This window comes from Nocardia fusca NBRC 14340, assembly GCF_001618425.1.
Lineage (GTDB): Bacteria > Actinomycetota > Actinomycetes > Mycobacteriales > Mycobacteriaceae > Nocardia > Nocardia fusca.
On record NZ_BDCU01000001.1, the window covers coordinates 1 to 14877 of the forward strand.

16 protein-coding genes and 1 pseudogene are annotated in these 14877 nt (G+C 68.7%); 11 read left to right on the top strand and 6 right to left on the bottom strand.

Going from position 1 to position 14877, the window contains the following annotated elements; all coding sequences use genetic code 11:
• Positions 1-147: 147 nt before the first annotated feature.
• Positions 148-1092 (bottom strand): LLM class flavin-dependent oxidoreductase, encoded by a 945-nt coding sequence (locus NF4_RS00005; protein ID WP_063125245.1) that lies wholly within the window; start codon positions 1090-1092, stop codon positions 148-150.
• A gap of 67 nt (positions 1093-1159) precedes the next feature.
• Between NF4_RS00005 and NF4_RS00010 the strand changes: the two genes are divergently transcribed.
• The gene (locus NF4_RS00010; protein ID WP_063125246.1) at positions 1160-1927 is read left to right on the top strand and encodes a helix-turn-helix domain-containing protein; all 768 of its coding nucleotides are present in this window, start codon (positions 1160-1162) and stop codon (positions 1925-1927) included.
• Between the two features lie 272 nt (positions 1928-2199).
• On the opposite strand, the gene NF4_RS00015 is transcribed toward NF4_RS00010, so the two are convergent.
• Positions 2200-2379, bottom strand: coding sequence for a hypothetical protein (locus NF4_RS00015; RefSeq protein ID WP_063125247.1), 180 nt, complete (start codon positions 2377-2379; stop codon positions 2200-2202).
• Between the two features lie 121 nt (positions 2380-2500).
• On the opposite strand from NF4_RS00015, the gene NF4_RS00020 reads away from it, so the two are divergent.
• From NF4_RS00020 to NF4_RS00030, 3 genes are read left to right on the top strand one after another with little or no spacing between them, the layout of a single operon-like run.
• On the top strand, positions 2501-2737 hold the full coding sequence (locus NF4_RS00020; RefSeq protein WP_063125274.1) for a FitA-like ribbon-helix-helix domain-containing protein: 237 nt from the start codon (positions 2501-2503) through the stop codon (positions 2735-2737).
• A complete protein-coding gene (locus NF4_RS00025) occupies positions 2734-3138 on the top strand; it encodes a type II toxin-antitoxin system VapC family toxin (RefSeq protein WP_063125248.1) in 405 nt (134 codons plus the stop codon). Before NF4_RS00020 ends, NF4_RS00025 begins: the two co-directional genes overlap by 4 nt.
• Before the next feature lie 27 nt (positions 3139-3165).
• On the top strand, positions 3166-3876 hold the full coding sequence (locus NF4_RS00030) for a helix-turn-helix domain-containing protein (RefSeq protein ID WP_063125249.1): 711 nt from the start codon (positions 3166-3168) through the stop codon (positions 3874-3876).
• Here NF4_RS00030 and NF4_RS00035 read toward each other — a convergent pair.
• Together NF4_RS00035 and NF4_RS00040 are read right to left on the bottom strand one after the other, a co-directional pair.
• Positions 3858-4433, bottom strand: a complete 576-nt coding sequence (locus tag NF4_RS00035; protein ID WP_063125250.1) for a dihydrofolate reductase family protein — start codon at positions 4431-4433, stop codon at positions 3858-3860. The genes NF4_RS00030 and NF4_RS00035 overlap by 19 nt on opposite strands.
• 203 nt (positions 4434-4636) lie before the next feature.
• On the bottom strand, positions 4637-5410 hold the full coding sequence (locus NF4_RS00040; protein ID WP_063125251.1) for an SDR family oxidoreductase: 774 nt from the start codon (positions 5408-5410) through the stop codon (positions 4637-4639).
• Between the two features lie 139 nt (positions 5411-5549).
• On the opposite strand from NF4_RS00040, the gene NF4_RS00045 reads away from it, so the two are divergent.
• The 3 genes from NF4_RS00045 to NF4_RS00055 all read left to right on the top strand — a co-directional run bounded on the left by NF4_RS00045 (position 5550) and on the right by NF4_RS00055 (position 8283).
• Complete coding sequence (locus NF4_RS00045) at positions 5550-6293, top strand: DsbA family protein (RefSeq protein ID WP_063125252.1); 744 nt, start codon at positions 5550-5552, stop codon at positions 6291-6293.
• Positions 6294-6580: 287 nt separating this feature from the next.
• On the top strand, positions 6581-7525 hold the full coding sequence (locus NF4_RS00050; protein WP_063125253.1) for an ATP-binding cassette domain-containing protein: 945 nt from the start codon (positions 6581-6583) through the stop codon (positions 7523-7525).
• Positions 7522-8283 carry an ABC transporter permease gene (locus NF4_RS00055; protein WP_063125254.1) on the top strand — a complete coding sequence of 254 codons (762 nt, stop codon included), beginning with the start codon at positions 7522-7524 and terminating at the stop codon, positions 8281-8283. Before NF4_RS00050 ends, NF4_RS00055 begins: the two co-directional genes overlap by 4 nt.
• On the opposite strand, the gene NF4_RS00060 is transcribed toward NF4_RS00055, so the two are convergent.
• A complete protein-coding gene (locus NF4_RS00060; protein ID WP_063125255.1) occupies positions 8267-11422 on the bottom strand; it encodes an AfsR/SARP family transcriptional regulator in 3156 nt (1051 codons plus the stop codon). The genes NF4_RS00055 and NF4_RS00060 overlap by 17 nt on opposite strands.
• Before the next feature lie 203 nt (positions 11423-11625).
• On the opposite strand from NF4_RS00060, the gene NF4_RS00065 reads away from it, so the two are divergent.
• The 4 genes and pseudogenes from NF4_RS00065 to NF4_RS00080 all read left to right on the top strand — a co-directional run.
• Positions 11626-11859, top strand: a complete 234-nt coding sequence (locus NF4_RS00065) for a ferredoxin (protein WP_063125256.1) — start codon at positions 11626-11628, stop codon at positions 11857-11859.
• A 113-nt stretch (positions 11860-11972) separates the two neighbouring features.
• Positions 11973-13187 (top strand): cytochrome P450, encoded by a 1215-nt coding sequence (locus NF4_RS00070; RefSeq protein WP_063125257.1) that lies wholly within the window; start codon positions 11973-11975, stop codon positions 13185-13187.
• 74 nt (positions 13188-13261) lie between these two features.
• On the top strand, positions 13262-13906 hold the full coding sequence (locus NF4_RS00075; RefSeq protein ID WP_063125258.1) for a DUF4097 family beta strand repeat-containing protein: 645 nt from the start codon (positions 13262-13264) through the stop codon (positions 13904-13906).
• 6 nt (positions 13907-13912) lie between these two features.
• Positions 13913-14354 (top strand): annotated as a pseudogene (locus NF4_RS00080) (ATP-binding cassette domain-containing protein); the annotation flags it as partial.
• A gap of 19 nt (positions 14355-14373) precedes the next feature.
• On the opposite strand, the gene NF4_RS00085 reads toward NF4_RS00080, so the two are convergent.
• On the bottom strand, positions 14374-14679 hold the full coding sequence (locus tag NF4_RS00085) for a hypothetical protein (protein ID WP_063125260.1): 306 nt from the start codon (positions 14677-14679) through the stop codon (positions 14374-14376).
• Positions 14680-14877 lie beyond the last annotated feature (198 nt).

Consider the following 14877-nt stretch of genomic DNA (forward strand, 5'->3'; position numbering starts at 1 on the left):
GGGGCCGATCTCGTTCTCGTGCTGCTGGTCGTCGGACTACTCGGGCTGACGATCACCTGGTTCCGCTCCACATAGCGCGTATCGCATGCATAAGTTGCTCTCGGAGGCGGTTCCCGCGGGTGTCGCAAGTTCGAATCCTGCTGGTGTTCAGCACTCAGCGGCCTCGAGGACCGCCCTGCCTGGGAGCGCGGAAAGAATTTCACCGACTCTGGCCAGCTGTTCGGTGAACGTAGCGGAGTCGACCACACCGAGCCGTAGCAGAATGTGCCGCGCACCGGCCTCGACGAACCGTCCGAGCCGGTCGGCGATATCCGGGCCGGTCATCATCGTCTGGATCTGCGCGACGGACTCCAACGGCATGCGATAGGTGGCCCGGCAGTAGTCGTCCAGCGCCTTCGCGCCCCGCTGCGCGTCGTCGTCCACGAACAGGGTCGCGAACAGGGCCGGAGTGACCGGCCGCGCCGCGGTGTCACGGATCGTGCCCAGCGCGGTCGCGTAGTCCGCCGGGTCGGGCGGGTAGGGCAGCCAACCGTCGTACAGTCGCGCGGTGCGGCCCAGCGCGGCCGGGGTGATCCCACCGAGCCAGATCGGCGGGCCTCCCGGACGTGCGGGCTCGGGTACCTCGGGCAACCAGTCGTAGTGCAGTACCTTGCCGTGGAACGACTGCGGATTGCCGGTCCACAGCTCCCGCCACAGCGCGACCGTATCGTCGAGCCGGGAGAAGCGCGTACGGAAATCCACCCCGACGAGCTCTAGTTCCTTTTCACTGAAGCCGGGAAACCCGGCCCCGACGCCGACCACGAGGCGACCTTCCGACAGCAGATCGAGCGAGCTGAGCGTCACCGCAGCGTGCACCGGATGCCGGTAGGCGGGCATCAGCACCGCCGTGCCGAGCGTGACGCGTTCGGTCGCTTGCGCGACGGCGGCCAGCAGGGTGAGCGGTTCGATCCTGGCGCGGACGAGAGAATCGCCGGCCCAGACGGAGTCGAAGCCGAGCCGCTCGGCTTCCACAGCGATCTCGACCAGCGACCGCGCCGAGCCACCCGCGTCTAGCTGGGCCTGGCCTGCCGGTAGGAGAAGTCCGTATTTCATGTGATCAACCGTCGCCGAACGAGGGTATGCACTCAATTCCCTGGAGGGAATATGCTTCGCTTCCTCCATGAACGGTTTCGGCGTGGCGCTGAAGGAATGGCGGCAGCGGCGGCGGCTGTCCCAGCTCGAACTGGCGCTGCGGGCCGGCACCACGCAACGGCATGTGAGCTTCATGGAAAGCGGCCGTTCCCTGCCGGGGCGGGGCATGGTGGTGCGGGTCGCGGAATCACTGCAACTGCCGCTGCGGGAACGAAACGCACTGCTGCTGACGGCGGGCTACGCACCGAGCTACCCCGAAACCGACCTGGACGATCCGGCGCTGCGACCGGTGATGGACAGTTTGCGGCGGCTGCTCGACGGGCACAGTCCGTACCCGGCGATCGTGGTGGACCGGTTCGGCGAGCTGGTGGCCGCCAACGACGGGCTCGGCGTACTGACCGAGGGCGTCGCGCCGGAACTGCTGGAACCACCAGTGAATGTGCTACGCCTGGCGTTGCATCCGCGCGGTATGGCGCCGCGGATCCTGAACTTCGACGACTGGGCGCAACATGTGCTCGAACGGCCGAGGCAGGACAACGCCCGCGCCCCGCACGAGCAGCACATGGCGATGCTGGCCGAACTGGAGGGTTATCTACCGCACCCGCTTCCCGTCAGTACGGATCATTTCGGTTTCGCCGTCCCGCTACGGCTCCGATCCAGCCTCGGGGAGCTGAGCCTGATCACCGCGATCACCACTTTCGCCACTGCCGTGCACGTCACGATTTCCGAGCTGCGGCTGGAAACGTTTCTGCCCGCTGATTCCCGCACCGCGAAAGCGCTCGAGCGAAATACCTGAGGGCGGCCGATCTCGCATCGAAATGGCGGCGGAAATCCCCTTCGGGGAGGAGCCCTGTTCAGAGACGCATCACTATCCGCGCGGGCACCGGTGGCCGGCGGTCGGGCTGCGGCCGGCGGTCGGTCTCTCGGAAGTTTTGTCGCCGGTTCGAAACGATCCAGCCCGAGGCATCGGCGGCTCGCTCGGTCTTCCACGCTCCGGCAAGGTGCATCGACAAGTATTTGTGCGCCACCCCCGACAAATCGAGGAGACGTGCTCGCGCATTTGCTACATCAGTACGGGTAGTCCCGGAAGGTCATGACGCCCCCGACGAGGACGACCAGCACCGTGAGGATATAGACCGTGACGCGGAACCACATCGGTCCGTAGTAACTGACCGCCAACGACGCACCGAGCGCAGCGAGGATCAGCACTATCCCGTAGAAAGGTGTGCGTTGTTCCTTGTCCGCCATTCCTTCAGTGTCCTCCGGCGGCGACAAGGGTGGCAATGCCCGAGCGGCCACCGTCGGCCCGGACTTCGGTGGCTGCCGTAACGTCTTACATGCACATGACATGCGCATGTACCCTGGCTACATGAGTGTGGCAATCCAGATCAAGGACGTCCCGGAGGAAGTTCGTGACGCCATAGCGCGCCGGGCGGCCGCCCGGGGACAGTCCACCCAAACCTATCTCCGGGCCCTTCTGGAAAGGGAATTCCGCGCCGAACGCAACCGGCAGCTGATCGAGAGCTTGGTGGGTCGACGTTCCCTGACCATGGACACCGATGCGGTGATCGCGGAAATCCGTACCGGCCGCGAGGGCGACGAGTGATCGTCGTAGACGCCAATGTCATGGTGATGGCGCTCGCCGGGCCGTCCGACCGCGGCGAGGCGGCCCGCACAGCGCTTTTCGCGGACGACGAGTGGGCCGCACCCGCCCATATGCCGTTGGAAGTCGTGCGCACCCTGCACAAAGCGGCCTTGACGGATCAATTGGCCGGCGCAGATGCCGACGCCGCTTTCCGGGCGCTCACTGATATGCAGATCACGTACGTCGAAACAGACTCGCTACTACTGCACACTGTGTGGAAACTGCGCCACAACGTCTCCAGCTATGACGCCGCCTACCTCGCAGTTGCCGCCCTGCACGACGCACCCCTGGTCACCTTCGACGCGCGACTGGCCAAGGGAGCGTTACAAGCGATGCCCGAGGTCACGGTCACCGTGCTCTGAGCGCGCGGATCGGCCTACTATCCGACCGTGGGACTGCTGTTCGGGACGCGGGCGTCGGATTCGCCGTGGGTCGAGTCCGTGTGGACCTGCCGCAGCGAGCACGTGTCGGAGATGACCTCGGTCGCGTCCGAGACCTGGGGGCTGGTGTTCTGGGAACAGCAGGGGCGACCGTATGCGGCGATCACCGGTCCGGAGAGCCGCACCGGTACCGCGCCGGTGCCCGAAGGTGCGGGGTTCGTCGGTATTCAGTTCGCGGTCGGGACGTCGCTACGCGCGACGGCGACATCGACGCTGGTGGACGGCGGTATCGCATTGCCCGATGTGACCGGCCGGACCTTCTGGCTCGATGGCGCCCGGCGGGAGACACCGCGGCCCGACGACGCCGAGGCACTGGTCGAGCGGCTCGTCCGCGAAGGAGTCGTGGTCCGCGATCCACTGGTATCGGCGACGCTGCGCGGGTCGCCGCCGGAGGTGACCGAGCGGACACTCGAGCGGCGCTTCCGGGCGGCGACCGGGCTCACCCAGGGGGCCGTCCGGCAGATCGGGCGTGCCCGTACCGCCGCGCTGCTACTGACCTCGGGTGAGACGCCCGGCGATGTCGTCGACAAGCTCGGGTACTACGACGAGCCCCATCTCGCTCGGGCACTGCGCCGGTACGTCGGGCGGACGGCGCAGCAGCTGCGTACGGGAGACGGCGGCGCGATCGCGCTCGACCCCGGTCAGTGCACGACGTCGTAGACGAGTTTGGTCACGCCGTTGGAATAGGTGGCCGAGTCCCGCACCCGGAGGGTTTGCTTATCGCGGTCGGCGCGGCTGAACAGGCTCTTGCCCGCGCCCAGCAGCACCGGGAACACGAGCAGGTTGTACCGGTCGATGAGGTCGGCGTCCGAGAGGCTGCGGGCCAGTTCGGCGCTGCCGTGGATGTAGATCGCGCCGCCGTCGGTCTGCTTCAGCTTCGCGACGTCATCCGTCGTGCGCAGGATCGTGATCGGGCCCCACCCGTCGATCAGCGCGTCCTCGCGCAGGCCGGACGAGACGACGTACTTCGGCAGGTCCTTGTATGCGGCATGATCATCGGAATCGCGCCAGGTCGGCGCGAATGCCTCGTAGCTGCGGCGGCCGAACATCAGCGCTGTCGTATCGGCGAGTTCCTCGCCTTTGAGGGCGAAGGCCTCCGGCACGAACTCGGTGTCCATCACCCAGCCACCGCTGCGGTGTCCCTCGACCGTGCCGCCGGGCGAGTCCACGACGCCGTCCAGCGACATGAAGCCTGTGTAGACGAGTTCGCGTGTCATGAGTTCCTCCTGGATACGGGCCTCGGATTCGGCCTGGAGTCAGCGTAGGAACAGCGGCCGCCGTTGTCTTGGACGAAACCGACACGACCGTTACCGAACGCGACGCACTGAGCCGGATCGGACTCGGGACTTCGGCGCCCCGTCCGCGGGGCGAACAGGAGCAGTCCCACCGGCAGGACGACCGCGAGGACCTCACCCGGATATCAGCGGCTCCGATTCCGTTCACCACGCGCGGCGAGGAACTCTTCGAAGGTGATCCGTCCGTCCTTGTGGTCCGGAGCGAGCTGGAGCCCGGCGCGGTAGTCGCGCATAGCCTTGCCCGGCAACGGAACCGCCAACACCGGGCGGCGACGTCCGACGGCTCGCAGGTAGGCACGGGCCAGGTCGGTGGCGGCGCGTATCTGCGGACCGCCCAGGTCTGGTACCCGGCGGCTCACGGGACCCGCCGCGAGCGCGACGAGGCGACCGGCCACCTCGGTGACATCGACCGGCTGGAAACTCACTTTCGACGGCATCGCGAGGAACGGCAGCAGCCGCTGGGCGTCACATATCTCGGCGATCAGGTCGTGGAACTGGGTGGCCCGCAGAATGGTCCACGGCAGCTCGGACCGCTCGATCAGGGTTTCGCACTCCACTTTCGCGCGGTAATAGCCGAGTGCGTGGTTGTCGATACCGACGATCGACAGATACACCAGATGCGGGCGGCCCGAAGCCTGTGCGGCGTCGACCAGCGCACGGGTCGCGGTGATATCGCCGCGGCCGTTGGTCGTGGCCAGATGGACGATCACCTCGATACCGGCGAGCGCCTCGCCCAGCCCGGCTCCGGTGCTCAGGTCCCCGACCGCCCACCGATGGGCCTCCGGTGCGCGTTCGGAACGGGTCAGAACCCGCACATCATGGCCCGCGGCGAGCAGCTGGGGCACGAGCACGCGCCCGAGCCGGCCGGTGCCGCCGGTGACCAGTATCCGTTTCGTCATCCGTACCTCCGTCCTCGGTGGCCGACAGGTTCGCCCGGTTCCGCTCCGGAAACGAGCCGCTCCACCGAAGCATCTCACCTGTCCCCGGCGGCGCCGACTAGGCTGACGGCGCAATGTCCGGCGATCGGGAGCGCACGAATTGAGCACCTACCCCGGCGGGTGGCCGCCCCCGCAGAATCAGGGATCGAACCGTCGGCTCCTCGTCGTACTCGCTCCCTTCGTGGTGTTGCTGGTGGCCGCCGCCGCGATCGGTATCGGACTGCTGGTCCGGAGTGCGGCGGCGGCGGAGATTCCCGGCACCGCGACGGCAGCCGGCGGCTCGGCTCCCGCGAATGTGCTGGCCAACGGCGCGGTCCGGGTCGGCGAGCCCGACGCGAAGGTGACGGTCCGCGTCGTCATGGACCTGCAATGCCCCGCCTGCAAAGCCTTCGAGGAGGCCAACGGCAAGGTACTCGAGGATGCCGTACGCGACGGTGACGCGGCAGTCGAATACAGCGTCATCACCTTCCTCGACCGTGCCAGCACGACCGAATACTCTTCCCGCGCAGGCAATGCGGCGTTCTGTGTCGCGAATTCGGGCGTGGACGAGTACCAGGCCTGGCTTTCCGAAATGTTCACTCAACAGCCCGAAGAGGGCGGTGACGGCCTGCCCGACAGCGCGTTGATCGATATCGCGGAGTCCGCAGGCTACACCGATCCCGCGGTGGCCCAGTGCATCACCGACCGAAAGTACGACACCTATCTGCGCACGAAGACCGACGAGGTGCTGAACAGCGGCGTGAACTCCACCCCGTCCGTGACCGTGAACGGCGAGCAGATCACCGACGCGGCCGCTCTCATGAGCCCGAACGGCCTTGCCGCGTCGATAGCCGCCGCGCGCTGAATCGGGCCACGCCCGTCGGTCCGCACGACCCGCCACGTCGGTCCTCGGCCGCCGCCGGGGCCCGGATCTCCGCTGCGCCCTGCCGGTAGGCGTCGGCCGCGTGCTCGCGGCCGCGCGTCGAGTATCGAGTAGTCCCGCGGGCGCTTCCGTGCCGGTTGCGTATCGGGTTCGCTCAGGTGGCCGCGAGCAGTGTTGCCGTGGTGGCGGCCCGGTTCTGGCACACCGTGTCAGGGCCCGTGTCAGCTTCGCGTCAGGTCCGTATCAGCCGCCCCGCCGACAGTACTTCCATGAGCAATTCAGCAATCGCGGCCTCGGGGCTGCGGAAGGCGTACGGGGACAAGACCGTCCTCGACGGCATCGATCTGAACATCGGTGCCGGCACGATCTTCTCCCTGCTCGGCCCCAACGGCGCCGGCAAGACGACCACGGTGAACGTGCTGACCACGCTGTTGAAGGCCGACGGTGGCACCGCCCGGGTCGCCGGGCACGATATCGCGACCGAGACGAAGGCGGTGCGGGCGGCGATCGGGGTCACCGGGCAGTTCGCGGCGGTGGACGATCTGCTGACCGGGGAGGAGAACCTGGAGCTGATGGCGGATATCCATCGGCTCCGCGGCGCGGAGCGGAAGCGGGTGGTGACCGAACTGCTGGAGCGGTTCGATCTGACCGAGTCGGCGCGGAAACGGGCAGCGACCTATTCCGGGGGTATGCGGCGGAAGCTGGATCTGGCGATGACGCTGGTCACCAGGCCGGAGATCGTTTTCCTGGACGAGCCGACCACGGGACTGGATCCGCGCAGCCGGCGGACCATGTGGGAGATCGTGCGAGGTCTGACGGATCAGGGCGTCACGATCTTGCTCACCACCCAGTATCTGGAGGAAGCCGATCAGCTGGCCGACCGCATCGCCGTGCTCGACCAGGGGCGGATCGTCGCGGAGGGCACACCCGGCGAACTCAAACGGCAGGTTCCCGGCAGTTATATCCGGCTGCGGTTCACCCGGGTGAGCGAGCTGGACGCGGCGGCGCGGGTACTGCCGGGCTCCACCCGGGACGACGAAGCGCTGACGCTACGGGTGCCGGGTGACGGCGGCTCGAAATCACTGCGGCAGGTGCTGGACCGGCTCGACGAGTCCGCGCTCGAGGCCGCCGAGGTCTCGGTCCACACTCCCGATCTCGACGATGTATTCCTTTCCCTCACCGGCCACGCGACCACGGAGGTCACCGCACAATGAGCACGATTACCGCACCGCTGACCGATTCGTCGATCATGCTGCGCCGGAATTTCAAACATTCCACCCGGAACCCGGTCACCATCTTCAACGCGGCCTTCATGCCGGTCGTGATGATGTTGATCTTCGTGTACGTATTCGGCAGCGCCTTCGACGTCGGCGGCGACTACATCGACTACGCGACACCGGGCATGCTGCTGCTGGCCATCAGTTACGGGTTGTCGGGCACCGCGGTGGCGGTGAGCTCGGATATGTCGAAGGGCATCATCAACCGGTTCAAGGTCATGGATGTATCCCGCAGCGCCGTACTGACCGGCCATGTCGTGGCCACCATCCTGACCAATGCGGTGGCCGTCGTGGCGATCCTCGCGGTGGCGTTCGCCTTGGGATTCCGGCCGCCGGCCACCGGACTCGACTGGCTGGGCGCCCTCGGCATCCTGGCGGCGACCTCGTTCGCCGCGGCCTGGCTCACGGTGGCGCTGGGTATGGCGGCGAAGACCCCGGAGTCCGCCGGGATGGGTGTGGTGCCGCTGATCATGCTGCCCTTCGTGAGCACCGCGATCGTGCCGGCCGAGAAGATGGGGCAGGGGGTCCGGCAGTTCGCGCAGTATCAGCCGTTCACGCCGATCATCGAATCCTTGCGTGGATTCCTGGCCGGTAACCCGTCCGGCGGCTACACGGCCGCGGCGCTCGCCTGGTGCGCCGGGTTCGCTGTCCTCGGATACGTGTGGTCCCGGGCCACGTTCAACAAGCGAGCGTGACGGCGGCCAGTTCCTGCCAGTCCGCTTCCGTGCCCTCGCGCATCGCCTCGGTGAAGTCCGCTTCGCCGAGGCGATCTCGTATCGTCCGCTCGACCCGCGCCGTATCCGGCTGCGAACAATCGGGCACGCCGTGGACCACGGTGCTCACCGCGAGCAGCCGCGCGGCCTCGACATCGCGGTCGGAGCGCAGCGCCAGGTCCGCGATGCCGACGATCACCTGGGCGACCAGGACCGCGTGCCCCGCCTCGGTGGCCGCCCGGAAGGCCGTGGCGTGATGCGCCCGCGCCTCGTCGAGGTCGGTGGTGAGGTAGCCGAGCAGGGTGTGGATCGAGGCGGCGAGTTGCGGCGTCTCCGCTTCGCTGCCCAATATCGTTGTGGCGACGCGGATCTGTTCGAAGGCATGCTCGGTATCGCCGCCCCACCGGGCCAGCTCCGCCTTCGCCAGGGCCAATTCGGCCAATGCCACCGGCCAGGCGACCCGATCCGCGCACCGCTGGGCCTCGGCCATCGCGGCCGCGCTCGCCTCGGTATCACCCGCGAGCCAGTACAATTGGGCCTGCCGCGACAGCAGGCCGACGATATCCTCGGTCGCGCCGATCTCGGTCACCACCGCGACGGCCTGGTCGAAGAGCTCGCAGGCGGCGGTGAACTCGCCGCGGGTGGCGAAGCGATTGGCCCGTTCGGTCAGCGCGAACGACATCCCCCATCGCTCGCCCAGGGCGCGGAACTCGGTCAGCGCCCCCGCGAGGTATGCGTCCACGTCCGGCCCGTCCTGCCCGAGCACGATCCGCATCTTGCCCATCTGTAGCCGGGCCAGGGCGCGCACCCAGGGATCGTCGTCGGTGAGCAGGGGTTCGAAGGCGGTGGACAGTCCCTCCGGGCCGTGCAGCATCCGTTCCAGCGCGGGAATGAACGCCAGGGCAGGATGACCGGCACCGACACTCCGGCTCACCTCGTACGCCTTACGGATCCATTCGGCCAGCTGACTCGCGTCATTGCGCCCGGAACTCAGGAAATGCACGACCAGCGCGTACATCAGGGCCCGGGTCCCGTCGTCCACCTCGGCCGGCGCGTCCGCGACCGCGGAGACGAATTCCAGGCCCTCGGCCTTGTACCCACCGAGCCACCAGTACCACCCGGCGGCCGCGGCGAGCCGCAGCGCCCCCGCGGTATCACCGGCCGCGAGCGCGCCGCGCATCGCAACGGCGATGTTGTCGTGCTCGGCCCCCAGCACGGCCAGCCACTCCAGTTGTCCGGCGCGGCGCAGATGCGGTTCCGCGGTGGCGGCGAGCCCGGTGAAATACGCGAGATGCGCGCGGCGCGCCGCGTCCGCCTCCCCCGACTCCTCCAGCCGGTCGCGGGCGTACTGCCGGATCGTATCGAGCATCCGATAGCGCGGTTCGTTCTCACCCGCGGTGCGCAGCATCGATTTCTCGGTCAGCGCGGTCAGTAGTTCGAGCACCTCCCACTGCTCGACCCCCGCGTTCCGGCCGTCCCCGGTGTCCGCGCACACCTGTTCCGCCGCCGCCAGACTCGCGCCGCCGGCGAATACCGCGAGCCGGCGCAACACCGTCCGTTCCGCGTCGGTCAGCAACTCCCAGCTCCAGTCGACCACCGCGCGCAACGTCCGGTGCTGCGGGATCGCGGTGCGGCTGCCGCCGGTGAGCAGGCGGAACCGGTCGTCGAGGCGGTCGGCGAGCTGTTCGAGGGACATGGTGCGCAGCCTGGCCGCGGCCAGTTCGATCGCCAGCGGTATGCCATCGAGCGCACGGCAGACGCGGCCCATGGTCGCCAGCGCGCGGGCGTCGGAGGCGAGGTCCTTGCGCACCGCTCCGGCGCGGTCCCGCAGCAGTTGCACCGCCGGGGACGCTTCGATCTCGCCGGGGCCAGCGTGCTCGGCGGGTAGCGCCAGCGGCTCGACCTGCCACAGCGCCTCACCGGTGATGCCGAGCGGTTCCCGGCTGGTGGCCAGGATCCGCAGCCGCCGGCACTCCCCGAGGACCCGGTGGGCGAACACCGCCACCGCGTCGATGACGTGCTCGCAGTTGTCCAGGATCACCAGTGTTTCGCGGTCGCGGATCGCCGCGACGAACCGCTCGATCGGTTCGGCGTTCGGCGCTCCGCCGAGCAGCGCGTCGCGCAGGCCGAGCGCGGCGATCGCCGATTGCGCCACATCCCCGCATCCGTCGACGGACGCCAGTTCGACCAGCCAGGCGCCGTCGGGTAGGTCGTCGAGCAGGGTCTGCGCGGTTTCCAGCGCCAGCCTGGTCTTCCCTGATCCTCCGGGCCCGGTCAGGGTGGTGAGCCGATGGTTCGCGATGAGGTCGCGCACGGCGGCGATATCGGCGTATTTGCCGATATATCCGGTGAGTTCGGCCCGCAGGTTCGTCCGGCGCTCGGCATTCTCCGCGCCCACTTCGCCGCGCAACAGCGCGACGTGCAGAGCGGACAGTTCCGGGGAGGGGTCCACGCCCAGCGTGTCGGCGAGCGCTTCCCGCGCGTCCTGGTACACCACCAGTGCCTCCGAACCTCGGCCCGCGGCGCCGAGCGCCCGCATCAGCGCGGCGACGAGCCGTTCCCGCACCGGGTACCGGGCCACCAGCTCGGTCAGCTCGCTCACCTGCTCCGCGGCCCGGCCGAGGCGGATCTCCGATTCGTACAGGTCCTCGGTGGCGGCCAGGCGCAGCCCCTCGAACCGGGTGATCACCGCGTCCACGGCCTCGCTGTCGCGCACTTCGATATCCCGCATCGGCGCACCGCGCCACAGCTCGAGGGCCTCGCGCAGCAGCCGGGTCCGCTGCGCGTCGTCACCGCCGCGGGCCGCGTCGAGGAGCTGTTCGAAACGCACCGCATCGACCGCGCCGGGTCGCACGGTGAGCCGGTATCCGCCCGCCTGCCCCTCGAGCGATCCGTCCGGCAGCAGCCGGCGCAGCCGGGAGACCAGCGCCTGCAGGGCGTTCGCGGCGTCGGCGGGTGGCTGCTCACCCCAGATCCAGTCGACCAGCGTGGCCCGCGGGACCGCGCGACCGGGTTCCAGTGCCAGGGCGATCAACAGCGCCCGTAGCCGGACGCCCGGTACCTCGATGGATCCCCCGTCGTCTGCTCGGATGTCGAGCGGTCCAAGCAACGCGATCTGCACCGGACCATTCTGCCGCAGCGGGCCGCGCGTCCTCTCCGCGAGTGAATACGGTGCCTCCTACCAGCACGAACACCGCGTCAGGGGGCGTGTCAGTGCGGTATCAGGCCGGTGTCAGCGGACCCGGCGACAGTTCTCCCATGACCAGATCGGCAAGAGCGACCACCGGCCCGGACAGCCCGGTCACCCGGCGGGAGGGAGCACCCATGGAACTCGTGGTCGACCGGGAACGCTGCATCGGCGCCGGTATGTGCGCACTGCTCGCTCCGGAGGTGTTCGACCAGGACGAGGCGGACGGCCGCGTGCTGCTCCTCGACCCCGCGCCCCCGGCCGTACACCATCCTGCCGCCCGCGAGGCCGCCCACAACTGTCCCGCGGCGGCGATCACCCTTCGCGGCCGAGCTCCCGCACCGGAACCGGACCGACGGAGCGGCGACTGACGGCAGACGGGACGTCCCGGACCACCGGAGTCCCTCCCGCAGCCCCGCCACGAAACACCACCGATCACACCGTGTCCCGCACCGCCCCGGGACCTGAAACGACAGGAAATACGATGAGCGACACCGCTTCCGTCCCCCACGGCCTTCCCACCGAACGCGATGCCGGCCCCTTCGACCCGCCGCGCGAGATCACCCGGCTGCGCGAGGCGCGCCCGGTGAGCCCCCTGCTTTTCCCCGACGGCCACGCCGGCTGGCTGGTCACCGGCTACGACGAGGCCCGCGCGCTCCTGGCCGATACCCGCTTCAGCTCCCGCCAGGACATCGGCATCCTGCACGCACTGGACGCGACTCCCGATATGCCCGCCCAGACCGAACCGTCCCCGCAGATCCCGGGTCTGTTCGTCGCCATGGACCCGCCGGACCACACCCGGCTGCGGCGCAAGCTCATCGGTGCTTTCACCGTTCGGCGCATGAAACAACTCGAAGAGCACATCGCCGAGGTCGTCGAGCGGCAACTCGACGAGATGGCGAACCTGACTCCGCCGGTCGATCTGGTGCGGGCCTTCGCGCTGCCGGTGCCCTCGCTGGTGATCTGCGAACTGCTCGGCGTCCCCTACACCGACCGTGAGACCTTCCAGACCAACTCCGCCAAGTTCCTGCTCCGGGACCAGCCGCTGGAGGAGAAGATGGGTGCCTACGGCGCGATGATGGGCTACCTGGCCGAACTGGTCACGGCCAAACGCGCCGCGCCCGGCGAGGACATCCTGTCCGACCTCGCCCGCGACGAGGACCTCTCCATCGAGGAACTGACCGGCATCTCCTTCCTGCTGTTGCTCGCCGGCCACGAGACCACCGCGAACATGCTGGCGCTGGGCACCTTCGCGCTGCTGGAGAACCCGGAGCAGCTGGCCGAGCTGCGCGCGGATCCGGACCTGATGCCGGACGCGGTCGAAGAGCTCATGCGCTACCTGTCGGTCGCCGATATCTTCTATCGCTACGCCACCGAGGATCTCGAACTCGGCGGGGAGACCATCCCCGCGGGATCCACCGTGGTGGTCTCGCTGCTGGCCGCCAACCACGATCCCCGGCGTTTCGACAACCCGGACGCCCTCGACATCCACCGCAAGGCACGCGGCCACGTGTCCTTCGGGCACGGCGTGCACCAGTGCCTGGGCCAGCAATTGGCCCGGGTGGAGATGCGCGCCGGTTTCGCCGGACTGCTACGCCGCTTCCCGACCCTGCGGCTCGCCGTGCCCGCCGGGGAAGTACCGCTGCGAACCGATATGAACATCTACGGCGTCCACGAACTGCCGGTCACCTGGGCCTGAACGGCCCGCTGGACCACTCGCCGATCGCGCAGATCGGCAGAACCCCCATTTCTTTCGCACCGAGGAGCACAGCCATGCCCACATTCGAGACGCCGGAACCGATCGACATCACCGTCGAAGTACTCTCCGGCGAAGTCACGGTCACCGCCGCCGACCGCACCGACACCGTGGTCACGGTCCGGCCGGCCGACGAGTCCAAGAAAGGCGATATCCGCGCCGCCGAACAGACCCGGGTCGATTTCACGGCCGGCGCCCTGAGCGTGATCACCCCGCGGGATTGGCGGACCTACACCCCGTTCGGCGGCAATCCGTCGATCGTGGTAACCATCGAGGTGCCCACCGGCTCCCGGTGGAAGGGCACCGCCGCGGTGGGCCGGTTGGTGGGCACCGGCGAACTCGGCCGGTGCGATCTGGAGGTGGCCGCCGGCGATATCTTCGTCGAGCGCCCGACCGATTCGGTGACCGCGAAAACCGCCCAGGGCGATATCCGCATCGGCGAGGCAGTACGCGGGGAACTGCGGTTGGAGACATCCATGGGCGAACTCGAAGTGGGTATCAGCCCGGGCAGCGCGGCCCGGCTGGAGACGGGCGCGCTGCACGGCACGGTGCAGAACCGGATACAACCGGTCGGTCCGGCCGCGAGCAGCGGGGACATCGTGCGGGTGTACGCGCGCAATTCCTACGGCGACATCATCGTCCGGCACGCGAGCGTCGTCTGACCATTCGGCCGGCCCGACGCCACCGCGGCCGAGGTCCGGGCGGCTGCCGAGGCGGCCCGGTTGGACGAGGTGATCGAACGGCCGCCCGGTGGCCGGTCGGCCGCTGTGGGTGAAGGGGGCGGCCTGCTCTCCGGTGGCGAACGGCAGCGGGTGTCGATCGCACGAGCCCTGCTGAAGGACGCGCCGATCGTCCTGCTCGACGAGGTGACCTCCGCGCTGGATCCGGTGAACGAGGCAGCCGTGCACGAGGGCATCGAGCGGCTCGTGGCCGGACGGACAGTCGTGATGGTGGCGCATCGGCTGAACACGGTCCGGCGGGCGGATCGGATCGTGTTCCTGGACAAGAGGCGGATCGTGGAGGAGGGAACCCCTGAGGAACTGCTGCGCCGAGGCGGTCGCTATGCATGCCGACTTCTGGGCGGTCTCCGGCCGGGTGGCGGGTGAATGAGCGCCGGCGGCGGGCGGACCTAATCGACCGGGCGGATCGCCGGACTCCACCCCTGGGTCATCGTGACGTAGGCGGCGAGATCCTCGATGCACATCATCTCGGGATGGCTGTAGTAGATCAGTTCGAACCGGCGCTGCCGCCAGGACATCGGGTCCATACGACCCTCATGGCTCGTATCGCACAGCGCTTCGAGCCGGCCCAGATCGAACGGCTCCTTACCACGGGCGTGCGCGTCCGCTTTGACGGCTGCCAAGCGCTCTGTACGTGTCAGATCCGCTCTACCCCACACCCCCGCCGCGAAGCGGCGCGCTTCTTCGAGGTCCACTGACGCTCTCCTACCTGCCCGCGGGCCCGGTCCAGCCGGAAGGCTGGTTTAACCACGAGAAGTTCTGGGTACGATTCTAGGCCGTGAACTGCGGTGCCGCAGCGCCGATTCCCGTGCACGCCCCGAAACCCGTGCGCACCCTGGAATTCTATGGTCCGCGAGGTCCGGCCCCGCCTGTTCGCCGTAGCCGACGCGGAA